The sequence below is a fragment of the Hungatella sp. genome (genome assembly GCF_046966825.1).
On the sequence record NZ_JBKVCZ010000124.1, the window covers coordinates 1,082 to 19,026 of the forward strand.

15 protein-coding genes are annotated in these 17,945 nt (G+C 51.0%); 4 read left to right on the plus strand and 11 right to left on the minus strand.

Annotation, left to right across the window (positions count from 1 at the left end):
- From mraW to ACLTD4_RS26575, 6 genes are all read right to left on the minus strand, one after another.
- On the minus strand, positions 1–445 hold a 445-nt coding region (mraW, locus tag ACLTD4_RS26550; protein ID WP_412331694.1), incomplete at its 3' end, for a 16S rRNA (cytosine(1402)-N(4))-methyltransferase.
- 54 nt (positions 446–499) lie between these two features.
- The gene (locus ACLTD4_RS26555; RefSeq protein WP_147335913.1) at positions 500–1,336 is read right to left on the minus strand and encodes a hypothetical protein; all 837 of its coding nucleotides are present in this window, start codon (positions 1,334–1,336) and stop codon (positions 500–502) included.
- Between the two features lie 223 nt (positions 1,337–1,559).
- Positions 1,560–2,558 (minus strand): SPL family radical SAM protein, encoded by a 999-nt coding sequence (locus ACLTD4_RS26560; protein ID WP_117623672.1) that lies wholly within the window; start codon positions 2,556–2,558, stop codon positions 1,560–1,562.
- A gap of 97 nt (positions 2,559–2,655) precedes the next feature.
- Positions 2,656–4,170 carry an ABC transporter substrate-binding protein gene (locus ACLTD4_RS26565; protein ID WP_117623673.1) on the minus strand — a complete coding sequence of 505 codons (1,515 nt, stop codon included), beginning with the start codon at positions 4,168–4,170 and terminating at the stop codon, positions 2,656–2,658.
- A 27-nt stretch (positions 4,171–4,197) separates the two neighbouring features.
- Complete coding sequence (locus ACLTD4_RS26570) at positions 4,198–5,040, minus strand: carbohydrate ABC transporter permease (protein ID WP_055660363.1); 843 nt, start codon at positions 5,038–5,040, stop codon at positions 4,198–4,200.
- Between the two features lie 9 nt (positions 5,041–5,049).
- A complete protein-coding gene (locus tag ACLTD4_RS26575; RefSeq protein ID WP_002602802.1) occupies positions 5,050–5,997 on the minus strand; it encodes a carbohydrate ABC transporter permease in 948 nt (315 codons plus the stop codon).
- A gap of 249 nt (positions 5,998–6,246) precedes the next feature.
- Here ACLTD4_RS26575 and ACLTD4_RS26580 point away from each other — a divergent pair, with 249 nt between their 5' ends.
- The 3 genes from ACLTD4_RS26580 to ACLTD4_RS26590 all read left to right on the plus strand — a co-directional run bounded on the left by ACLTD4_RS26580 (position 6,247) and on the right by ACLTD4_RS26590 (position 10,379).
- Positions 6,247–8,163, plus strand: coding sequence for a DUF4838 domain-containing protein (locus ACLTD4_RS26580; protein ID WP_117623674.1), 1,917 nt, complete (start codon positions 6,247–6,249; stop codon positions 8,161–8,163).
- A gap of 72 nt (positions 8,164–8,235) precedes the next feature.
- Positions 8,236–9,441, plus strand: coding sequence for an ROK family transcriptional regulator (locus tag ACLTD4_RS26585; protein WP_055660358.1), 1,206 nt, complete (start codon positions 8,236–8,238; stop codon positions 9,439–9,441).
- 41 nt (positions 9,442–9,482) lie between these two features.
- Complete coding sequence (locus ACLTD4_RS26590; RefSeq protein WP_055660357.1) at positions 9,483–10,379, plus strand: hypothetical protein; 897 nt, start codon at positions 9,483–9,485, stop codon at positions 10,377–10,379.
- Between the two features lie 119 nt (positions 10,380–10,498).
- Here ACLTD4_RS26590 and ACLTD4_RS26595 read toward each other — a convergent pair whose 3' ends face one another.
- Positions 10,499–11,350, minus strand: coding sequence for a YitT family protein (locus ACLTD4_RS26595; RefSeq protein ID WP_002602798.1), 852 nt, complete (start codon positions 11,348–11,350; stop codon positions 10,499–10,501).
- A gap of 47 nt (positions 11,351–11,397) precedes the next feature.
- Entirely contained in the window at positions 11,398–13,290 is a 1,893-nt protein-coding gene (locus ACLTD4_RS26600; protein WP_117623675.1) for an aryl-sulfate sulfotransferase, read from the minus strand.
- A gap of 181 nt (positions 13,291–13,471) precedes the next feature.
- Here ACLTD4_RS26600 and ACLTD4_RS26605 point away from each other — a divergent pair, with 181 nt between their 5' ends.
- Entirely contained in the window at positions 13,472–14,128 is a 657-nt protein-coding gene (locus tag ACLTD4_RS26605) for a Crp/Fnr family transcriptional regulator (protein WP_002602796.1), read from the plus strand.
- Between the two features lie 165 nt (positions 14,129–14,293).
- Here ACLTD4_RS26605 and ACLTD4_RS26610 read toward each other — a convergent pair whose 3' ends face one another.
- The 3 genes from ACLTD4_RS26610 to ACLTD4_RS26620 form a co-directional block, all read right to left on the minus strand.
- Entirely contained in the window at positions 14,294–14,830 is a 537-nt protein-coding gene (locus tag ACLTD4_RS26610; RefSeq protein WP_117623676.1) for a flavodoxin family protein, read from the minus strand.
- Between the two features lie 193 nt (positions 14,831–15,023).
- The gene (nhaC, locus tag ACLTD4_RS26615) at positions 15,024–16,424 is read right to left on the minus strand and encodes a Na+/H+ antiporter NhaC (RefSeq protein ID WP_055660351.1); all 1,401 of its coding nucleotides are present in this window, start codon (positions 16,422–16,424) and stop codon (positions 15,024–15,026) included.
- Positions 16,425–16,581: 157 nt separating this feature from the next.
- The coding region (locus tag ACLTD4_RS26620) for an RQC domain-containing protein (RefSeq protein ID WP_412331695.1) at positions 16,582–17,945 on the minus strand (1,364 nt) is incomplete at its 5' end.

Consider the following 17,945-nt stretch of genomic DNA (forward strand, 5'->3'; position numbering starts at 1 on the left):
CCGCCAGCACAAAATCGAACGGGCCCACCTCGGCCCCCACGCGGCCGACATTCGCAAAATTCTCCTGAATTATTGTCAGTATTTCCGGGCCGAAGCCCTGGCTCTGTAAGCGTTCCCGTGTCTTTACAAGCTCGATGGGATCGATATCAAGGGCGTAGAGATGGCCCTCCGACTGCAGGCACTTTAACATTTCCCGGGTATGGCCGCCGTAGCCAAGCGTGGCGTCAAGCCCCTTCTGCCCCGGCTTGATCTGAAGGAAATCGAGGATTTCCTGCACACAGATCGAGATATGCATCCCAGCCGGCGTACTTCCCTTGCTCACCACCTTCGCCACGGTATCGGCGTATTTCTCCGGCTGAAGCTCCTTATATTTTTCCTTATAATTTCTCGGATGAGTCCCTTTATACCGAACCCTGCGTTTATGTGTCTGCTCCTGATTCTCCATTTGTTCCTTCCTCTCTCCTCATATTCTCTTGTCAAAAACGCTGCTCCAGCGCCCTTATCCGGCCTGAATCCCCGTTTCTCCCGGATACAGAACCGTCCGTTCCTCCGCGCTGTTTAACGTTACAATCCACAGGACGCCGTCGCTTTCATTCAGCCAGATCTCGCCATTTCCCACGGCTACTCCCCTATAGTTCCACCAGGCTTCCGCCGTTTTATCGGCCCCTTCCCCCTTGACGGGGGCTGTCCGGTTTTTTACAAAATCCATAATCGTGCTGATATTCTCGTTGGCGTGTGCCTCATCGACCGCTTCGGACAGTTCGGTGTCAATCACAAATTTCGTTCCGTCGCCCATAAAGATTCGCGTAGTGGGAAATGGAACCGCCGCCTGCGGACCCGTCCCCGTTATATACGAAAGAATAGCGATTACATCTTCATTTCCATCACCGTCAATGTCACGTAAGGATACCATATCCACCGATTCGAAGGTCCACGGTGCACAGCCCTCATCCCATGCCTGAGGAAATTCATATAATATTTTATCATTTTTCGTCAAATAGAACGCGGCATCATCATGAACACGACCGGCAGGCGGCGCATAGGAAACGAAACGGACATCTCCCCAGTTCTTCCAGGTGACATCAAAGCTCTGTCCGGCAATAATCCGGCTGCCATCCAGCGTATGTTCTCCGCCCTCTTCCGCTTCTCCACCGGCACCGGCAGCAGCGGCCTCAGACGCAGAGACCGTCAACGGCTCCGTGGTCTGCGTTTCCTCTGCGGCCGACTGCTCCGCTGCAGTGATATCTGCCGTTTGGCCATGGGAGCAGGCCGACAGAACCACTGCCGACACTGCGCCTGCCAAAATCACGTATTTTATCTTATTTTTTCGTTTCATCCTTATCAAAATTCCCTTCCAGTCCTGCATCCTGTCATTCGATCCCCCGCCAAAACGGGCTTTCTTTTATCCCATGTAGTATAACACAGCCAAACCATGTCAGCAATCCTGTTGTGAAATTTCCCCGGCCTCTGTACCGGAACGCGGCTGCTTCAGCAGCAAAGCTTTCTCAGCACAAAAACGGCGGAGGCCAGCACGCCTCCGCCATTTCACACGTTTCATTTTACGCAATATATAAAATCTCCGCATCGCCCAGCGTTCTCTTTATCTCCTCCCGCAGGAATTTCTCCGCATCCGCCCTCACCTCCGGCCGGTAGCAGTACTTTCCCCGGCCGCGTCCCGTCATGAGTTCCTTGTCGTAGAGCTCCGGCGCAGCCGGAAATGCCTCTCCGTTGATCGCCCGATGCACAAAGCTGTATGTCATCAGGATAACCTCCAGAAACATCTCCTGCTTCATTTTCGGCGAGAGGTGGTCTCTCAGCGTCTCAAGCAGCGTCCGGTATTCCTCTTTCCAGCCCTCCATGATAATGACCGGGGCGATCAGCAGGCCGCAGGGATAACCGGCGTCACACATCCTGTTTACCGCGTCGATCCGCTGCATCAGAGATGATGTCCCCAGCTCAATTCTGCTGATGATGGGCTGCGGATTCACACTCATGCGGAAAATCGCCTTCCCCCGGTGATCCAGGTTCAGCAGCGGATCCACCATGTGAAATTTCGTCGGAAATGTAATATGACCGCGTCCTCTTTCAGCAAACTGTGTGATCGTCCACTCCAGATTCCCCGTAATGGTATTTTCCAGCACAAGGTCGCTGTTGCTGCCGATCTCGAAGGTTTTCTCGGTATCGCTGCTGAAGGACACCTTGATCAGCCGGTCCATCATCTGCTCCCGGTTGACAAAAAGCCGCAGATACGAGCACTTATTGTAATTGCAGACCAGGTAGCAGTACAGGCACATGGCGCTGCAGCCGGAAGAGGTATAGGGAACCAGATAATCGGATACCTTATGGTTCTCCACATACTTATGCGTCTTCCTGATTCCAATGATCAGATTCCGCTTCATCCGCCCGAATTCCTTATTGGACTTCTCCTGCATCTCGGGAATTCGGTTGTGGCTCTCTATGGGAATCCACGGCAGTTCTTTAAACTGTTCCTTTAACTCCTTTCCCAACTGGTAATTCAAGATCTCCGGCTCATAATAAACTTCATTAAAATGCTGCATACCGTCTCCGTTTCCTCCGGCTCACTTCCCACCGGAACGTTTTCTAACAGTATGCAGCAATGGCAAAAAATTATTCTTTTTTTATGGCATCCGGCCTCTATCTGCTCTTATAAAGATCGGCCGTATAATTCTCCATCGGATTCCAGTTTTTGAATTCAAAGTCATCGGCGGACACATCGGCGCCCTTCGCCTTAGCGGCATCGATGGCTCTCAGCCACTCTTCCTGTGTCTTGTCGGAAAGTGTCTTTAACTCCGTCTTATAATCGATGTTCTGCGCCAGAATACCCTGGGCGATTTCCCCGAGTCCCGGAGTGATCGCGGAAACTTCCGCATAAACGTCAGCTGTGGCCGGATTTCCCACGATCGGATCTGGTGCCAGCGCCGCTTCCTCGTTATTTAAATTGTAATACTGAAGCATAACGTCGTCGGTCATATGAGCCTTGTTGGCCGCGTCGATTACCGATACAAATCCACCGTCTTCCACGAGGCCCGCCTGATAATCCTCAGAATAGAGCGCGGTTAAATACCTGGCCGCCACATCCGGATGCTTGCAGTTTGCGGAAATTCCCATCCATGGCTGCGCTCCGATATAAGGAAGCTTGCCCTTCATTCCATCGTCCGGTGCCGGAAGCGCCATGACACCGAAATCCAGATCCGGGTTATCCTTGCGCCATGTGGAGATACACCATGCGCCCTGAATGATAAACGCCGCCTGATTCTGTGCAAACAGTGCGCGGGCCTCCGGTGCCTTGATGGAAACGGTATCCGGATGGAAGCAGCCCTCTTTCACCAGTGTATCATAGAAATCAAAGGCACTCTGCATCGCCTCGGAATTCAGCGTATTCTGCCCATCCACCAGAATCATCTGGGATATGTCGCTGCACTTGCCGCCATCCAGGCTGGCCAGGGAGCGAAGCGCCAGCTCCAGACGGTTCGCCTGTGCACCGCTGTCGATGATTCCAAAATACTTGCCATTTCCGGCGTCGCTTATCTTCCTGCACACGTCGATAAACTCGCTGCGGGTTTTCGGGAGCTGGCTCTCATCGATGCCTGCCTCTTTTAACACATTCTTATTGTAAAATACAAGGGTATTGATGATATTTGCCGATTCCGGAAGCACATACGTCTTGCCGTCAATGGTCGTGATTCCTTCATTCAGAGCGCCATCCGCAAATGTATTCAGGAAATCATCGGATACGTAATCGTTCATTGGCATAAACCAGTTTTCCTTCAGGGCCGCGCTCAGCTTCATGCCGGAGGGAAGCGGGAATAAATCCGGTGCGTTCCCCGCCTTGATGGCGGAAATAACGGTCTCCTTGAACTGATCCGCAGTCAGAACCGTGTACTCGATCGTGACGTTGGGATTCTCCTCCATAAATTTCTTGTGGAAAGCCTCCCTGCGCTCCTTCGTACTGTCACTCCAGTCGATGATCTTTAATGTCACCTTTTCGTCTGTCGGCGTATCCACGGCTTCGTTCTCTTCCTTTGCCTCTGTCACGGCTGCCGTCGTATTCGCGTCATCCTTTGTCTGCACCTTGACTCCGCAGGCGCTTAAGGATCCGGCCATAAGCACCGCCAGCACCGCCGCAAGGGCTCTCTTCACTTTTCTCATAAATATATCCTCCTTTATTTGATTTTCTTAACTCTTTACAGCTCCGGCGATACCATCTACAAAATACTTCTGCAGTGCGATGAACACGCAGATAACCGGCACGATTGCAATGCTGGCGCCGGCGGCGATGCCGGTCCAGTCAACGACATTTTCGCCTCGTAAGGCGTAGAGTCCCACAGCGAGTGTCCGCAGGGACGGATTGTTAAGCGTAATGATAAGGGGCAGCAAAAAGGAGTTCCATGTCCAGATAAACTGCATGATCACTACGGTTACCATGATCGGCTTGGCAAGCGGGAACATGACGCTGCCATACGTCTGAACGAAATTAGCGCCGTCAATGGTGGCCGCCTCTTCCATCTCTCCCGGAATCGAAGCATAGAAGCTGGAAAACAGCATCAGGAAGATGACATGGCCGCCGCCCGACTCCGCCAGAATCAGACCCACCAGACTCTGGGACAGGCCGATGTTTTTTAACAGCTCATAGATCGGGATCACGGTAAATACCAGGGGGATCGTGATGCTGGCCATGAATATCTTCATGATTAAGCCCTTTCCCACAAAGGAGTAGCGGCCCATGACGTATCCGGCCAGGGAGGTGCTTAAGAGTACGATCACAACAACCGATACCGTTACGATGATAGAGTTTTTAAAGTAGATTCCGAAATTCGCGTTATTCCATGCGCGGATAAAATTGTCCAGGTTTAAGGACTGGGGAATCAGATTCAGCCCGCTGGCGAAAAATTCATTCTGCGTCTTGAAGGAAGCCGAAATCATCCAAAGAAACGGGTAAACCCACAGAAATGAAGCCACCGCCAGGACTGCGTAGAGGACCGTCTTCCCCACCTTGTTTAAAATCGATGTTTTTTCCATATGCCCCTCCTATATCGCGTTTTTCTTCTGAAACGCCGTCTTCACCACATTGCCCACCGTTCCGATCACCACGACAATGATTCCAAAAGTCATGGCTGCGGCACTGGCGTAACCCAGCCGGGGCATTCCGCTGCTGCTGGCATAGGCCGTCCGGTATACGAAGGTAGCCGCCACATCCGTGGAGTAAAACGGTCCGCCATTGGTCATGGTCTGAATCAGGTCGAATACCTTTAAGGAGCTGATGATACAGAGTACGGTAATCACTCCGCCGATCGGAATGATCAGAGGAAATACCACATGGAGAAATGTCTGCCACTTGTTCGCACCGTCGATGGTCGCCGCCTCATATACGTCCTGGGATACGCTCTGCAGCGCCGCCAGCCAGTAGATCATAAAGGTACCGGAATCCTTCCAGACACCGATGAGCACTACCACGATCAGCGCCGTGTTGGCATTGCCCAGCCAGTTTAATCCCCTCACTCCGAAGAGAGACAGAAACTGGTTGATGGAGCCTGTTCCGCCGAAGATGAACATCATGATAATTCCCACGATGGAAGCCGTCGTAATGACTGGCAGGAAGAACACAGTTCTGAAAAATGTGGCGCCCTTCTTTAATATACTGTTAAAGATATAGGCCAGGGCCAGAGAAATCACCAGCTGCAGCGGAACGGCCATGAGCATGTACTTGAAGCTGTTAGCCACCGCATTAAAAAAGTATTTGTCCTGTAACAGCTCTTTAAAGTTGTCCAGTCCGACGAACAGGGCGCTTGATGTCATTCCCGACCAGTCCAGAGTCGAATAAAAAATACTGGAGAGTATCGGATACCCCTGAAACAATATGTAGAGTATCAGTGTGGGAATCATAAAGATCCAGCACCACATGTTTATGCGCCTTCTCTGCTTCTTTCTGCGGTCCACTGTTCTGGCCGGCGAAGCGGCTGAAAACTGTCCTTTCATGGAAAGCCCTCTCTTTCTTCCTGTTTAATTATTTTTTATAATCAATTAGACATTGCTTTTGCTGGTTACAATATAACACTTTTCCGCATGACACGCAATATAAAATCAAAAAATAAAGTGTTTTTGTTTATTATATCACTTTTAAAGAAATTTTATTGTGCACTTTACACATATATTTTTATTCTTTCTTTTTGTTATAATAGTTACAAAATATAATCAATCAACCAGATACATTACAGGAGGATTTCCATGACGATCAACATTTTATATCCCTCACATTCCGGCTCGCCTGTCGCCTTTGCCGCACAGGAGCTGTCCCGGTGCCTGGCGGAAATAGTTGCGGATTCAATAATTATACTTAATAACCAGAATTGCGGACCGGATGACGTCACGCTGCGGCTCGAATCGCTGGGAAACCCGAAAAACAGCGAGGACTCTTACTCCATTGACGTCAACTCAGCCGGAGGAATCATCTCGGGTAGTAATGACCGCAGCGTCCTTCTCGGCGTCTACAAATACTTATGGCTCCTTGGCTGCCGTTTTCCTGCTCCCGGTCAGAAGCATGAATACATACCTTCCTTATATAAGAAAGAACAGCTCTCCGCCTGCTGCCGGAAGAAAGCCGCGCTGCGCCACCGGGGCGTCTGTATCGAGGGAGCCAACTCACTGGAGAATATTCTGGACTTCATCGACTGGCTTCCGAAGCTGGGATACAACAGCTTCTTTCTACAGTTTCAGCTTCCCTATACCTTTATGGCCCGCTGGTATCACCACGAGATGAACCCGCTCTTAAAACCGGAGGAATTTACGAGAGAGACTGCCGCCTCCTTCACGGAAAAGATCGGGGAGGCGCTTCAAACGCGTGGTCTTCTGCTCCATCAGGCGGGCCACGGCTGGACCGGGGATGTGCTCGGCTTCCCCTGTGCAGACTGGAAAGCCATTACCGAGCCGCTGCCGCCGGAGACCAGCTCCCTCGCCGCCTGTGTAAATGGGAAGCGGGAATTATTTCACGGAGTGCCCATGAACACAAACCTCTGCTACTCCAATGAAACCGTTATCGAAAGGTTTTCCGACCGGGTTGCAGAATACTGTGTACAGCATCCAGCAGTTTCCTACCTCCATGTTTGGCTGGCGGATGAATTTAACAATATCTGTGAATGTGAGGCCTGCCGTGCCCAGCTGCCCACAGACCAGTATATACGGCTGCTGAACCGGATCGACGAGAAGCTGACCAGTCTGCACCTCGACACAAAAATCGTCTTTCTGCTCTATCAGGAGCTTCTGTGGCCGCCAGTAGAGGAAGCCTTCCGCAATCCGGACCGTTTTCTCCTGATGTTTGCCCCTATCAGCCGTACTTTCGAGCATTCCTACCAGTTGAGGGACAGCTACGGGCCCATTCCGGCCTATGAACGGAACCGAATCACCCTTCCAGTGGGACTCGATGAGAACATGGTGTTCTTAAGATCGTGGCAGAACTATTTCCACGGGGAAAGCTTCGTATACGATTATCCGCTGGGCCGTGCACACTACGGCGATTTCGGCTATTTCCACATCGCCGAAATCATCGGCCAGGACATCCGGAAGCTGAAACAGATGGGCATGGACGGTTATATCAGCTGCCAGGAGCTTCGGGAATGTCTCCCTAACGCATTTCCGGGCTACGTCATGGGCCGTATGCTCTTTGATGAGGACGTAACGTTTGAAGAGCTGAAGGAAGAATACTTCAGCGCCGCCTACGGGCCGGGCTGGGAACAGGTTCTTTCCTATTTAACAAAACTGTCTTCCCTGTGCAGCTGCGACTACTTCAACGGAAAAGAAAACCGAAAGGATCCGAAAGAGGCGGCAGCCATGAGGGAATTGATCGAATACGTGGATTGTACTCCAGTGTCCGGGACAGACGGTGCAAAGAGCCGCACGGCCGTGCAAAATTTATTTTGGAAATATCTTGACTACCACCGAGAATATAGTTTACGATTAGGGAAAGCGCTGATGAAGCTGGCCGAGGGAAACGAATCGGAGGCACAGGAATGCTGGCGGCAGTTCCAGAATATGGTCTGCGAACGGGAAACGGAATTTCAGGATTGCCTCGATGTTTACCGCGTCACCGAGGTTTCCACCAAATACACCGGTTTCCGGCTGGAAGAACCGCTCGTCAGCACACTTTAGAGCTTGTTTGGAACTTGTTTTCCACATGCTCTGGTAAAATTATAACGATGGAAGAATGAGGTTGCTGCAGCCATGTATAAGGGAAAAAAGAAGAAAGCCTCCAACCGGAGCCGGATATTGGAGTGTATTTACCGGAACGCGCCCATTGCCCGAACCGATATCGCAGAAGAGACCGAAATCACACCCGCAACGGTAACCATGAACGTTACCACACTGATTTCGGAAGGATTTGTAAGAGAGCTGGGAGAAGCCTCCACGGATGAGGGCTCCTCGGGCCGCAAGCGGGTTCTGATCGATATCATACCCGACAGGGCTTACAGCATCGGTCTGGAGTTTACCCAGAAGGCCCTGGTCATCTGCATCACGGACTTAAAAGGCCGCATCCGCTTTCAGCATGCGGAACCGTTTAACGAGGAGCTGGCTGGCCGGATTACCGACGCCATTATCGATGGCGTCAAGGGCCTGGTCGCAGAGTCCGGTATTTCCTGGGACGAAATCGTTGGAATCGGAGCCGCGGTTCCAGGCCATATGAACGGGAGCGCCTCCAGTCTCGTGACCAACCGGAAGACATGGCAGAATTTCGACCCGAAACGGATTGAACAGGAACTTCCGCTCCCCATCGTCTGCGAAAACAACGCACGCTGCATGGCTCTTGGCGAGTATCTCTTTTCCCCGCAGGAGAGCCCTGACAGCTTCGCCTTTTTCCATGTGGGCATGGGTATGTTCTGCGCCAACGTCGTGGACGGCGAGATGTTCCTCGGCGAGAACTACGTGGCCGGCGAGATCGGCCATACCATCGTCAGCGAGGGCGGCCGCCGCTGTGAGTGCGGCAAATACGGCTGCCTCCAGACGTACGCCAGCGAAAACCACCTGATCCGCAACGCAAAGCTGCTGTACAAAAACACGCCGAACACCATATTGAGAAGTCTCGTCCCCGACGATTCCCTGATCACCATCGAGACGATCACCACCGCCTATTCCATGGGTGATCCTGTAATCGGAATGTATATCGCGGAGGCGTTAAAATACCTTGGCATCACCATTTCCAATATCGCCATCATCACCAACCCGGGCAAGATCTTTCTGCACGGCCAACTCTTTGACAACCAGGACATTCAGAATGAACTGATGGATTATATCGAACGCCAGCTGATCTTCGTGGACCGCACCTACGCAGGGAACGTGGAAATCCTGCCGTATGCGGCCGCGGACGGAGCCGTGGGCGCCAGCGCACTGGCCATTCTGCGGTTCTTCATCCGGCCGGCTATGGGGGAATAAATGTGGACCTTTCCTTTGCGTTTTATCTCTAAGGAGGCGCCATGCTGATAAAATCTGAGCCCTGCCCCTGGTGTGGACAGGAAATAGAGAGTCCTCATTTAACCCGCGGAACCTGCGAACACTGCGGCAAGCCGTACCGCCCGGTCATTCTGCTCTATAACCGGTACCGTACCCGGCGAAGCGAGGTTCCTCTGCTGCAGGCATATGCCTTTTATATCATCACGTTCCTGATGTTTTTGTACATTGCGGTCAGAAACAGTCTTCGCAGATCCGGTATTGATTTTATCAGCATCGTATTTGTCGTCCTCTACGGTACGTTTTTCCTGTTTCGACGGCCGAAGGTCTATCTGGCTAAGGTCTCACTTAAAGAGGCCGAATCCGAAAAAGAGTACGGAGTATCAGAAAATGAAGCGAACCTGGGAAATGGAGAAGCGGGGAGCGTTGGGGCAGCTCAGAAGGGGACCTATATATTTCTGGAAGGCAGGGGTACCCCCTCCTTCTATCACAGCAGAATGAAGATACAGCTTCTAAACCAGAAGGACTTTTCTCCCTCTGACGTTCTGGAAGTCACTATTCATATGAGGGAAGACGTTACCGAGGTCTTTATTGAGACCGATGAGAACACACCGGACAAACACGAGTATTACAGGGCCGTTATGATGCTTCCCGAGGGAGATGTACCATTTCACCTGATCCCAAACACCTCAGACATTCTGGAAAACATGATATCCGGAAAAATGGTTTATGAGGTCATGCTCTTCAGCCCTTCCATGAAAGCAAGGGACCTTCCCATTCCGGCTTATTTTAACCTCTGCCGGAAGGATGGGACGTATCTTGGCGGAGGCACTGTAACGTATCACTTCGCAAACCGTCTTCTCTTCGAGGAGACAGGGACGGGAGTAAATACGAAGTATGAATCTCGGAACCGGTGGTTGTAGAATGACAGAGATTGAAAACAGAAGGCAGAAAGCCAGGAGTTTAAGATAACGTCTTAAACTCCCGGCTTTCTGTTTGATTTATGCGTTTTGCCTCTGCTCTCTCTGTTCTCACTGCAATATCACACCAGATGCTTATCCAGCGTAAATCCCCGCCCTCTCACCTCGCGCACGCCGTTGATAATGATAAATGCCTTCGGATCGATCTCCTGCACGCAGTGGTTCAAGTGGCTCATTTCCCGGTTCGGGAGCACGCAGAGAACTGCCTTCTGGTCCAGCTTCTCGAATCCCGTCTGGATTGGCAGGAAGGTGGACCCCCGGTCCAAATCCTTCTGGATAATCTCATTGATCCGTTCATACTCCCGGCTGATGATCAGCACCTGCACATCGCCCGCGCCGAATACCAGCACCTGATTTAATACGATAGAGGTCAGCAGCACGGACATGATGCCGTAAAGAATCTCTTCCGTATTGGAAAATATCATCTGAGACAGCAAAATGAAAATGTCAAAGAAGTACATGGACACCGCCACCGGAATCCGGAACTTCTTGTTGAGAATCAGCGGAGGAATATCCATCCCTCCGGTGGAACCGCCCAGACGCATGACGATCCCCAGGCCCAGTCCGGTCAGCATACCGCCGAACAGGGCCGCCAGAAGGCGGTCATTCGTCAGATGGCTGAATGCCTCGATCTTCAGAAACTGATTCAGAAACACGGGAAATACAAGTGTGCTGACAATGGTGGTCAGCGCAAACCGCTTTCCCAGAATGTAGAATCCCAGCAAAAACATGACCACATTGAGGGCTGCCACCGTCACTGATACGTCCAGATGTGCAAAATGCTGCACGCTTCTGGCGATTCCCGTGGCGCCTCCCACCAGGAAATGATTGGGCATGGAAAACGCCGAGAGCCCCAGCGCAAAAATCCCATTTCCCACCACAATTCCAAGTATCTTTCCTATTTTCTTACTCATTGTCAGCTCACATCCCCTTTGTAATTATAGTACGCTGTTTCGTCCACCTATCGTGATTGTGGAATCTTCAGTCCGGTCTCATACTTGACGTCGTCGATAATCACGCGCACATCAAATGTGCCGTTTAGTCCTTCCTTGTCCACATTTAAGGTCACTTCCCTGTCGTCCTTTGGCAGGAAGGTACCGGAACACATGGCCAGGAATTTCTGTGCGCTGGTTGAGATGAAGTAACGGTGGATTTCCGCCGGATCATCCTCTTTTTCCAGCTGGAACATGACAAGCTGCCCCTTCTTAAACTTGGCCTTGAAAATGATGCGGTCGTCTTCTTCCGTGAGCACCGCCTCACAGGATTCCGGAAGCAGTTCTCCGGTGCTTTCTGCCGGAACCTCCGTATCAAATTCGCCCGTGACGCCCAGTTTTCCTACGACTCTTCCCTTTCCCAGATCGAGATTCTTTCCCTCCCGGTAAAGGCTCATCTTCTCGGCACGGTAATAATTGGATGGCAGATGCATTTCATACATCAGCTCTCCGTCCATGATCTCCACAGTAATGCTCTTTAATACGCATTCTGGATCCTCCAGATTCATATAAACAGGAAGTTCCTCGCATGTAACACCATGATTATACCCCATTCCCCCGGAATGTACCAGATAGTAACCATCACGGTAGTATTCTACATTGGAAATGTAGGAGGAGAAGAAATCATTTTTCCGTTCCTTTCCAAACTGCCATACCTGCTCGATCGTCATCTTCTCGGTATCGATGTGGTAGCGGACTCCCCGGGAAAAATTGTCCCGGTTGAGTCTGTAATGTTCCTTATTTTTGGATCTCCAGTGGCCATTATCAAACATCATGATATCACCATCCGGAAGCATCATACAGGCGTGCTGCTCATACTGCCAGTCGAAATCTCCTTCGCCTGCCGGTGTAAAGAAATAGCGGCTCACCATGTCTTCCGACCACCCTTCAGGATCTCCGATGATCCAGTTGAGCTCTCCCGTCTCAAAGTCTATATTGATAACCGCGTCCTGGTGTCTGCCGGACAGTGTCAGAGAGTTGGTTCTTTTGTCATACCACACCGCATTGTTGTGGAACCAGTCGTGTTCGGACCAGCTTCCGGATTTCGCCGCTTCCTGCGGAAGTACCTTTTTGTAATCCCAGGACTTGATGATTTCCCCGCTTCCGCGGTCCACCAGCACGCACATATCTTCCGCTGTGGCGGCATTTTTCTCCTGAGTCAGAATCAGGAGATTTCCATCCTCCATCTCGAACTGGTCGTGGTGATAGCCGCCGGGAATGCGGTACTCCGTGTATATTTTACCGACCAGGTCCATTTCGCAGACTCCCGCCGTGTAGTAAGGCATGTTCAGGAGCCGGTTGGAGCCTATGAGAATGCGGCCGTTTGCCGCGGGCTTCATATCGAAGATAAACGGCTCCACCAGATGCCAGCGGCAGTCGCCGCGGTAGTCGTAGCCGCCCGCCAGCGAGTCCCCCGCCGGTGTCACGAACATAAGCTGTCCATTCATGTAGTCACTCGTCGTATTGATGTAATCCGCCTGATACGGCATATTTTCAATTTTTTCCGTTGTCACGGTCACGTCATAAGCAGTTCCGTCTTCCAGCGTGATCACAACCGTATTGTCATACTCCGGATAAAGCCCCAGCACAGGGAGAATCTGTTCCTTTGCCTTTGGAAATGTGTGGGTGATATCGCCCGCAGCTTCCTTTCCCTTAACGGTCAGTGTTACCGCCTCTTCCTTCTCTGTATTGAATAAAAGCAGGGCTGTCAGCGGATTGACAAAATAAGGATTTACCACCACATACGGATGCTCTGCGGTATAATTTCCTCCCTCAAGTTCTTTTCTCATAGCCGTTTCCTGCTCGTACTGACGCTCCACTAAGTGGCTGATTCGCTCATAGCCGATTGTTTTTCGTTCCATAGTAATTCCCCTCCTGTTATTTTGTTAAAATTATAACACTGTCTTCACGGTCAAAAAAATATCAGTTGCTATGATTTTTCTTTTTATTTGCCTGGTGCTGTGGTATAATAGGAACACTTAGTGAAGTTTTTCACGAACTAGTGCCGGGCGGCACTAGTAGTCCTTATGAAAGGTACCCCTTATGATGGAATCCAATATGAATTACATGAACGCCCTGCGCGGCCTTGGTACTCTGACCCATAAAAAAAAGCACGACTGTCTGTACAATCGTGCCCATATGGACAAATACGTATACTGCCTCGAAGAAGGACTCTGCGCCCTGCACAGCGTCTCTCCAGGCGGCAGGGAACGAATCTATCAGTATTTTCTCCCCGGTGATTTTGTCGGCTTCATACCGGCCTATGCCCGTACCTATCCCGACGATACCTTTTACGCGTTTTCCATCACGGCCAAATCCGCCTGCACACTCTATCAGATCCCCTATTCTACCTTCCGGGAATTTGTAGAGGCGCATCCTGATTTCTACCGCTGGCTCTTTGAGACAGCGATCGCCCATTATGATAATGCGTTAAAGCACTGCTATGCGCTCCAGGATGGCGATAATTTCGTCAGCCTCTGCTGTGCCCTGACCGAACTGGCCATCTACGAGGACACGCATTACGTCATACATAAGGATTTTTCCTACAGCGAGCTGGCGGGCTACCTGGGAATCCATACGATCACGGTGACACGGCTCATGGGAAAGCTAAAGGACATGGGGATCGTAAGCAAACGAGGGCATCAGACGGTAATCCAGGACATGGAACAGCTGACGGCGATGGCACAGGCGCGGTGCTGAGACTGTCGGGATTAAGTCTGCTGGGGGTAGAGGCCGCTGGGGGCGAGGTTGCTGGAGGCGAGGCCGCTGGCACCAGGGGCCCGCTGCCAAAACAGCAGCGGGCCCTCCACCTTACAGATTCCTCAACAACAGATCTTCCCCATTACTATCCTAACGCATTTTCCATCAAAGCGACCTGCCCAATTCTCGCGCCTCTTCCAGTGCGGGATTCCCCTTGATTTCCCCTTTCTCTCTCACTTCCCTTACCAGAACCATCCCCGCATTCTCCAATTTAAAGAAGTCCAGGATCAGCTGATACTGTACTTTTATCGCGTCAAAAACGGAGGGCAAAGCAGCACCTGCGACCAAAAGCAGTACCATCTTCTTGATTTTAAACTTATTTCTCATCGGTGTATGTAAGCGGTCAACGACCGCCTTCAGCTGCGCACTGATTCCGTAAAAATAGACCGGCGATGCGATTACCAGAATCTCTGCATCTGTCAATTTCTCGTAAATCAGCTGCATATCGTCTTCCTGAAAGCATTGATTCCCTTCCCTCGTAAAACACGAATTACAGCCAATACACGGATTGACCTTATAATCAGCCGCCGGAATAATCTCCACCTCATGGTGCTCCCCCGCACCATCTGCAAATGCGCGCGCCAGCAGCTCCGTGTTGCCGCCCTTTCGTTTGCTTCCTGTCAATATTACGATCTTACTCACTGCACATACTCCAATTCTATTTTATAATTGTTGATTCGATTGTAGCACGCAGAGTATCATTCAGCAACTCCTTTGAGCAAATATCCGCCAGCTGTTCACAGTCATTCCTGCCCCTTAAAAAGCAGAATACACAAAAAGAAAAGGGCGCGGTTTGCTCCGCACCCTCTTTCCTCCGGCGTATTCTGCCTGCGTTCTATTTTTTTTCATCGCTCACATGCTTGATGGAAATTCCCGTAAATCCATACAGAATCGAGAATAGCGGCGTCAGCCACAACAGCGGAACGAATCCGATATACTGCGCCCACGTAACCCCCAGGGTTCCCGCCATGTAAATACCATAGCCATGCCATGGAATCATAGGTCCTGCCAGTGTGCCGCTGTCCTCCAGACACCGGGAAAGAATTCTCGGCGCAACACCGCGCTCTTTAAAGAGGGGCTGCATCAGACGTCCGGTCAGTACATGGGACATCGGGCTGGAACAGCTGACAATACTGGTTACATATCCGGTTAAAAGCGTTGCCAGCACCAGGGAACCGTCGCTGTTGATCCGCTTGATAAAGACGGAAAGAATATTGTTAAGAACACCCAGGCGGTCCAGCATTCCGCCCATTCCTACTGCAAAAGTGATAATAGCCACATACTGAAGCATGCTCGCCATACCGCCTCTGTTTAAGATGGATTTCAGCACAGCAATGTCTGTATCGCTGGTAAATCCGTCATAACAGACCTTAAGGATCGACCGCACATCAACACCCTGGACGAAGATTGCCACAAGCGCTCCCGCAATCGCACCGATTCCCAGCGCTTCAAACGCGCCTACCCGGAACATCAGGAGTGCAATAATCAAAATAGCCGGGATCAGAGTGGTCCATCCGATGTGGAACGCGCCCTGTAAATAATCAATGTAAATATTCAAATCCCCCGGATCATAGCCGCCGTTGGTCTGCTGTATCCCCACTACGGTAAAGAAAATAATGCTGATAATCATCGGAGGAAGCGTCGTCCACAGCATACTCTTGATGTGGTCTCCCAGCTTCGCCCCCGCAACGGCAGGCGCCAGATTGGTCGTGTCGGAAAATGGGCTTAGCTTATCGCCGAACATGGCGCCGCAGATTACCGCTCCAGCGACCATTCCCGGATTGATTCCCATAGCATTGCCGATCGCCATCATGGCCACACCGGCGCTGCCCGCGGAGCCGTATGACGTTCCAGTCACCAGGCTTAATACCGCCGTAAAAATGAGAGTAAATGTCAGTAAAAATGCCGGATTGATGGATTTCAAACCGTACACAATGATGGTAGGAATCGTTCCTGACGCCATCCAGGTGCCGATCAGAACGCCGATCGCCATCAAAATGGTCATCGTAGGCAGAACCACCTTCAACGCGTCGAAGGCTCCTTCTTTTACATGCTCATAGTCAATCTTCAATACAATACAGAATACATAGATAATCAGCCAGCTGAAAAACAGCCCGATCATCGGTCCGCCAACCTTAAAACGAATACAGACCGCTACTGCCGCCACAATTAACAGCAGAAGCACCGCCGACTGAATCCCGTTAAGCGTCTTTTGCTCCTTCTCTTTTGTTCCCATACAGTGTTACCCTCCAATAGTTATTTTTTTAACACAGCTCGTATCCTATCATAGCTCAAACACTGTGTTAAAAAAATAACTCACGCTAGGATTTTGTTAAAAAGATATATTTTTACTGATACTGGAAGAAAGTCTGATTTCAGGACAAATTCTGATCTCAGGATAAGCTCTGATCCCCAGCCAGAAGCCATGTTACGATTCCGCGCTGAGCCTTCTCCGTATAGTACAGGACCTCATATTCATTTCCTTTTTCACTGAGCCGTTTCTCCGCTTCAATTCCGAAGTTACCGCCCTCTTCCGTCAGCTTTTTTCTGCCCATTCCGTTGAAAAACTGTATCTCCCAGCACTTCTCCTCCATCAGCTTCTGCTCCACGGATTTTATAGTCAGACGCTTCATGGCCTCATCGTCCCTTAAATCGTTAATCTGTCCCACAAAATCACTTAGCGTTACCCGGTCCGAATAGTGAATCTGGTCTGCCAGCTCCTCTGTCATCACAAATTCTGATTTCGTTTTCGATGACCTTTTCTTAGTTCCCTTTCCCTCGGCTGAAGCCACCTTCTTCGGTAATGTATCTCCCGGCAGATCCGCTTTTTCCGGACTTCCGTATTCCCACGCCGTAAGAGCCGCCTCCAGCGAGTAGTCCGGCAGATCCTCTTCCTCGCTGAAAAAGTACAGATCATCACTGTCGTCGTATCCGCTGTAATCGGGAACCGCTGTCGCTGTCCCGGCCGCTGCACCAGCCTCTAGACCAGTCGCTGCCCCAGACTCTGCCTGAGTCTCCTTCTTCACACACGCAAGGAACCGCTCTCCGTATTTTGTATACTTAAATTCCCCTACCCCGGTCACCTTAAGCATCTCTTCCTTCGTCACCGGCTTCACCACGCACATGTGAGTCAGTGTCTTATCAGAGAATACGATATACGGCGGAACCTTTTCCTCCTTCGCAATCTCCGCGCGCAGAGTCCGCAGCTTCTCAAACAGCGCTTCCTCGCGCTCTGTAAACTGAGCGCCGCCGAGGCCAGCCGCCAGCCCCTTCCGGCTCTTCTTTCCTTTTTCGCTCTTCACCTTTGCCGGGTGTTCCTGCTCCTTCGCCATCTTCATGACAACCGGCTCTTCCTCTTCCAGAACCGCCTTCGACTTCTCCGTCAGCTTAACGATGGCGTATTCGTCATTGGTCACGCCCAGATACTCCTTGAGCTGAAGGTAATTCATCACCTGGCGGAGTTTATAGGTCGGCACCTTGGAAAGCTTTGCATAGTGGGGATTTTCGTCCATACGGTACTGACGGATCTTTGCCGTATTGGCGCCGTGGACCGTATCGATAATCACGTTGGTCCCATACCGCTGCCTGCTGCTCTCCACGCATCCGATGAGCTCCACGGCAATCTCCGTCACATCCACCGTTTCGAACTGACTCAGACAGTTGGAACAGTTTCCGCAGTAATTCTCTCCATATTCTCCGAAATACCGAAGGATATAATCTCTCAGGCACTCATTGGTAAAGCAGTAAAATGTCATCT

Coding starts and splice junctions, on each gene's coding strand:
- ACLTD4_RS26555 (WP_147335913.1), bottom strand. CDS start 1,336: ATGAAACGAAAAAATAAGATAAAATACGTGATTTTGGCAGGCGCAGTG.
- ACLTD4_RS26560 (WP_117623672.1), bottom strand. CDS start 2,558: ATGCAGCATTTTAATGAAGTTTATTATGAGCCGGAGATCTTGAATTAC.
- ACLTD4_RS26565 (WP_117623673.1), bottom strand. CDS start 4,170: ATGAGAAAAGTGAAGAGAGCCCTTGCGGCGGTGCTGGCGGTGCTTATG.
- ACLTD4_RS26570 (WP_055660363.1), bottom strand. CDS start 5,040: ATGGAAAAAACATCGATTTTAAACAAGGTGGGGAAGACGGTCCTCTAC.
- ACLTD4_RS26575 (WP_002602802.1), bottom strand. CDS start 5,997: ATGAAAGGACAGTTTTCAGCCGCTTCGCCGGCCAGAACAGTGGACCGC.
- ACLTD4_RS26580 (WP_117623674.1), top strand. CDS start 6,247: ATGACGATCAACATTTTATATCCCTCACATTCCGGCTCGCCTGTCGCC.
- ACLTD4_RS26585 (WP_055660358.1), top strand. CDS start 8,236: ATGTATAAGGGAAAAAAGAAGAAAGCCTCCAACCGGAGCCGGATATTG.
- ACLTD4_RS26590 (WP_055660357.1), top strand. CDS start 9,483: ATGCTGATAAAATCTGAGCCCTGCCCCTGGTGTGGACAGGAAATAGAG.
- ACLTD4_RS26595 (WP_002602798.1), bottom strand. CDS start 11,350: ATGAGTAAGAAAATAGGAAAGATACTTGGAATTGTGGTGGGAAATGGG.
- ACLTD4_RS26600 (WP_117623675.1), bottom strand. CDS start 13,290: ATGGAACGAAAAACAATCGGCTATGAGCGAATCAGCCACTTAGTGGAG.
- ACLTD4_RS26605 (WP_002602796.1), top strand. CDS start 13,472: ATGATGGAATCCAATATGAATTACATGAACGCCCTGCGCGGCCTTGGT.
- nhaC (WP_055660351.1), bottom strand. CDS start 16,424: ATGGGAACAAAAGAGAAGGAGCAAAAGACGCTTAACGGGATTCAGTCG.